Raw genomic sequence first — 4,786 nt, 5'->3', positions numbered from 1 at the left:
CGAGCCACCGTGTCCGAGTCGAACAGGTCGGTCTTGTAGGTGAGAGCGCCGAGGATGCCTTGGGGGCTCTCGGCCAGGGCGAGCGAGAGGTCGAACTTGGAGGTGGTGCTCTCGAGCTCCACCGGCCGTAGGGTGAGTCCCGGCAGGCGGAGCTCCCCGCTCGGCGTGTTCTGCAAGGTCAACATCACCTGGAACAGAGGCGAGTGGCCCAGGGATCGCTCCGGCGAGAGGTGCTCGACGAGCTTCTCGAAAGGCAGATCCTGGTGCTCGTAGGCGCCCAGGGTGGTGTCACGCACCTGCATCAGCAGGTCGCGGAAGGAGGCCTCGGGGGAGACGCGCGAGCGCAGGACGAGGGTGTTGACGAAGAAGCCGATGAGGCCCTCGAGCTCGGTGGTGCGGCGGCCGGCGATGGGAGAGCCAACCACGATGTCGTCCTGGCCGGAGTAGCGAGACAGCAGCGCTTGGAAGCCGGCCAGCAGCGTCATGAAGAGGCTGACGCCGTGCTGCTTGCTGGTGGCGGTGAGCGCCGCGGAGAGCTCGGGCGGGAGGCGGAAGCTGTACTGGGCGCCGCGGACGGACTGGACGGGAGGACGAGGCCTGTCGGTGGGCAGCTCCAGATGGGCCGGAGCGCCGGAGAGCTGCTGCTTCCAGTAACGCACCTGGGCATCGAGGGCCTCGCCGCGCAGCCACGAGCGCTGCCAGTGGGCGAAGTCGGCGTACTGGATGGGCAGGGGCGGCAGGGAAGGCCGCTGGCCAGAAGCGAAGGCGGCGTAGAGCGTGGCGACCTCGCGCACGAGCACACCCATGGACCAGCCGTCGGAGACGATGTGGTGCAGGGTGACGAGCAGGATGTGGTCACTCGGGGCCAGGCGCAGCAGGCTCGTGCGCACGAGCGGGCCGCGCGCCAGGTCGAAGGGCCGCAGGGTCTCCTGACGCATCAGCTCGTGGGCGCGGGCCTCGAGCTCGGAGGCGTGCACGTCCAGAAGGTCCCGCACCTCGAGCGGGACGGAGAGGGCCGGAGCGACGACCTGGACGGGCTTGCCGTCGCGAGAGGAGAAGGTGGTGCGCAGGGACTCGTGACGGCGCACGAGCTCCTCGAAGGCGCGGCGCAGGGCCTCGGTGTCCACCTGCCCAGAGAGCCGGAGGGCCGCGGGGATGTTGTAGAAGGGACTGCCGGGCTCGAACTGGTCGAGGAACCACAGCCGCTGCTGCGCGAACGACAGGGGACGCTCGGCTGAGCGCTCCGTGGGCATCGGGCGCGCGGTCCTCGGAGCGCTCTGGGCCTGTTTGCCCTGGGCCTCGTCGAGCTTGCGCGCGAAGGCGGAGAGGATGGGCGCTTCGAAGAAGGCGCGCACGGGCAGCTCCACCTGGAAGGCGGAGCGCAGGCGGGAGATGACTCGGGTGGCGAGCAGCGAGTGCCCACCGAGCACGAAGAAGCTGTCCTCCGCGCCGACGCGAGGCACGGAGAGGATCTCGGCCCAGATGGCGGCGAGCTTCTCCTCGGTGGGCGTGCGCGGGGCGATGTACTCGACGGCGGAGCCGGTCGTCTCCGGAGCGGGGAGCGCTCGGCGGTCGAGCTTGCCGTTGGGACTGAGCGGCAGCGTGTCGAGCACCATGAAGGCCGAGGGCACCATGTGCTCGGGCAGGCGCGACTGGAGGAAGGAGCGCAGCTCGCCCGTGGGATCCGTCTCCGACGTGCTCACCACGTAGGCCACCAGCCGCTTGTCGCCGGGCCGGTCCTCGCGTGCCACCACCGCCACCTGGCGCACCGCCGGATGCTGGGCCAGCTGGGTCTCGATCTCCCCCAGCTCGATGCGCAGGCCGCGGATCTTCACCTGGAAGTCGGCACGGCCCAGGTACTCGATGTTGCCGTCCGGCAGCCAGCGGGCCACGTCACCGGTGCGGTACATGCGAGCGCCGGGCGTGTCACTGAAGGCATCCGGGATGAAGCGCTCGGCGGTGAGGTCCGGACGGGCGCGGTAGCCACGGCCCACCTGCACGCCACCGATGTACAGCTCACCGGACACGCCCACCGGCACCGGCTGCAGGCGCGAGTCCAGGATGCGGATGGCCGTGTTGGCCACGGGGCGGCCAATGGGCACCGAGCGCAGCGCCTCGCGCGCCTTGCAGGCGTAATAGGTGACGTCGACGGCGGCCTCGGTGGGGCCGTAGAGGTTGTGCAGCTCGGCGTGAGGCAGCCGCTGGAGGCACTCGTTCTGGAGCTCGACGGGAAGGGCCTCGCCACTGCACACCACGCGCTCGAGGGACGTGCAGCGCTCCAGCTCGGGCTCCTCCAGGAACACCTTGAGCATGGAGGGCACGAAGTGAAGCGTGGTCACGCGCTCCTGGGCGATGAGGTGCGCCAGGTAGTTGGGCTCCTGGTGGCCGCCGGGCTTCGCGAGCACCAGCCGGGCACCCTGCATGAGGGGCCAGAAGAACTCCCAGACGGAGACGTCGAAGCTGAAGGGCGTCTTCTGCAGCACGACGTCGTGAGCGCCGAGCCTGTACTCATCCTGCATCCACAGCAGCCGGTTGACGACGGCGTGGTGCTCGTTCATGGCGCCCTTGGGGCGGCCGGTGCTGCCAGAGGTGAAGATGATGTAGGCGAGGCTGTTGGCGGTGGCCTGCGCGGGAGGCGCGTGGCGGGGCTGCGTGGAGATGCCGGCCTGGCCCGAGTCCACGCACACCACATGCGCGCCCTGGGAGGGCAGACGCGGTAGCAGATGCTCCTGCACCAGGAGCACGGTGGGGTGGGCGTCCTCGAGCATCCAGGAGAGACGCTCCTGGGGATAGGCGGGGTCGAGGGGCACGTAGGCGCCGCCGGCCTTGAGGGTAGCCAGCAGGGAGACGACCATCTCCGGCGAGCGCTCCAGGCACAGGCCGACGCGGGACTCGGGGCCGACGCCGAGCGAGCGCAGGTGCCAGGCGAGCTGGTTGGCGCGCGAGTCGAGCTCACGGTAGGTGAGGGACTGGCCCTCGAAGGTGAGGGCGATGGCGTCGGGGGTGCGCTCGACCTGGGCCTCGATGAGCTGGTGCAGGCAGACGTCGCGCGGGTAGCCGGCGAGAGGGCCGTTGAACTCGACGAGGAGCTTGTGCTTCTCGGCGGCGGAGAGCAGGGGCAGGTCGGAGAGACGGGACTCCGGATGGGAGACCGCGGCCTCGAGCAGGACGCGCAGGTGCTCCATGGCGCTGGCCGCGGTGTCGCGCTCGAAGAGGTCGGTGTTGTACTCGAGGACGCCCGCGAAGCCGTTGGGCGCATCGGTGAGCGCGAGCGTCCAGTCGAACTTGGAGGTGGAGCTGGACAGTTCCAGTTGCTTCAGGGTGAGGCCCGGCAGGGTGAGCGCTTCGGAGGGAGCGTTCTGCAGGACGAACATCACCTGGAACAAGGGAGGACGGCTGAGGTCGCGCTGAGGCTGGAGCTCCTCGATGAGCTTCTCGAGGGGGAGATCCTGATGCTCATAGGCGGCCAGGGTGGTGTCACGCACCTGGAGCAACAGGTCGCGGAAGGACGACTCAGGGGAGAAGCGCGAGCGCAGGACGAGCGTATTGACGAAGAAGCCGATAAGGCCCTCGAGCTCGGTGTTGCGGCGGCCGGCGATGGGAGAGCCGACGGAGATGTCGTCCCGACGGGAGTAGCGGTGCAGGAGCACCTGGAAGCCAGCCAACAGCGTCATGAAGGGAGTGACGCCGAGGCGGGTGGACAGGGATTTGATGGAGTCGGAGAGCGCCTTGGGGAGCGCCACGGGCAGGCTGGCACCCCGGAAGGTCTGAACGGCAGGACGCGGCTTGTCGGTAGGCAGCTCGAGGGCGAGCGGAGCGCCAGAGAGCTGCTGCTTCCAGAAGCGCAGTTGGGAGTCGAGCACCTCGCCCTGCATCCACGAGCGCTGCCGGAGGGCGAAGTCCGCGTACTGAAGGGGCAGGGGCGGCAGGGCAGGCGGCTTGCCGGAGGCGAGTGCCGCGTAGAGCGAGGCGACCTCGCGCACGAGCACACCCATGGACCAGCCGTCGGAGACGATGTGGTGCATGGTGACGAGCAGCACGTGGTCGTCGGAGGCCAGACGCAGCAGGGCGGCGCGCAGGAGTGGGCCGTGAGCCAGATCGAAGGGGCGCAGCGCCTCCTGGTGGATCATCTCTCGGGCGCGGTCCTCACGCTTGGAGGCGGGCACGTCCTGGAGGTCCAGCACGTCGAGAGGGATGGAGAGCGCCGGGGCGATGAGCTGGACGGGCTGACCATCGTGAGAGGCAAAGGTGGTGCGCAGGGACTCGTGACGGCGCACGAGTTCCTCGAAAGCGCGGCGCAGGGCCTCGGTGTTCAGCGAGCCCGTGAGGTGGAGAGCGGAGGGGATGTTGTAGACGGGGCTGCCGGGCTCGAGCTGGTCGAGGAACCACAGCCGCTGCTGGGCGAAGGCCAGCGGGATGTCTCCGATGCGCGCGATGGAGAGCTGGGGAAGAGCCGTCGTGGGGCCCTGTGAGAGCCGGGCCTGCTCGAGCTTGAGAGCGAAGGCAGAGAGGGTGGGCGCCTCGAAGAGGGCGCGCACGGGCAGCTCCACCTGGAGGGTACTGCGCAGGCGAGAAAGGACGCGGGTGGCGAGCAGGGAGTGACCGCCCAGCTCGAAGAAGTTGTCCTCTGCACCGATGCGAGGAACAGAGAGCACCTCAGCCCAGATGGCGGCGAGCTTCTCCTCGGTGGGCGTGCGAGGGGCGACGTACTCGGACTCGGCAGCAGAGGCCTCCGGAGCGGGCAGGGCCTTGCGGTTGATCTTGCCGTTGGGAGTGAGAGGCAGTT

General features: G+C 69.4%; 1 protein-coding gene. It reads right to left on the bottom strand.

Translation table 11 applies throughout. The annotated features are described in order from the left end of the window. Nucleotides 1-4,786, bottom strand: a 4,786-nt coding sequence (locus DAT35_RS57830) for a non-ribosomal peptide synthetase (RefSeq protein WP_146210354.1), incomplete at both ends; no start/stop codon positions are given.

This window comes from Vitiosangium sp. GDMCC 1.1324, from assembly GCF_003044305.1.
GTDB lineage: Bacteria > Myxococcota > Myxococcia > Myxococcales > Myxococcaceae > Archangium.
Note: the sequence above shows the minus strand (reverse complement) of the source record. Positions and strands in the feature narration are given on the sequence as shown.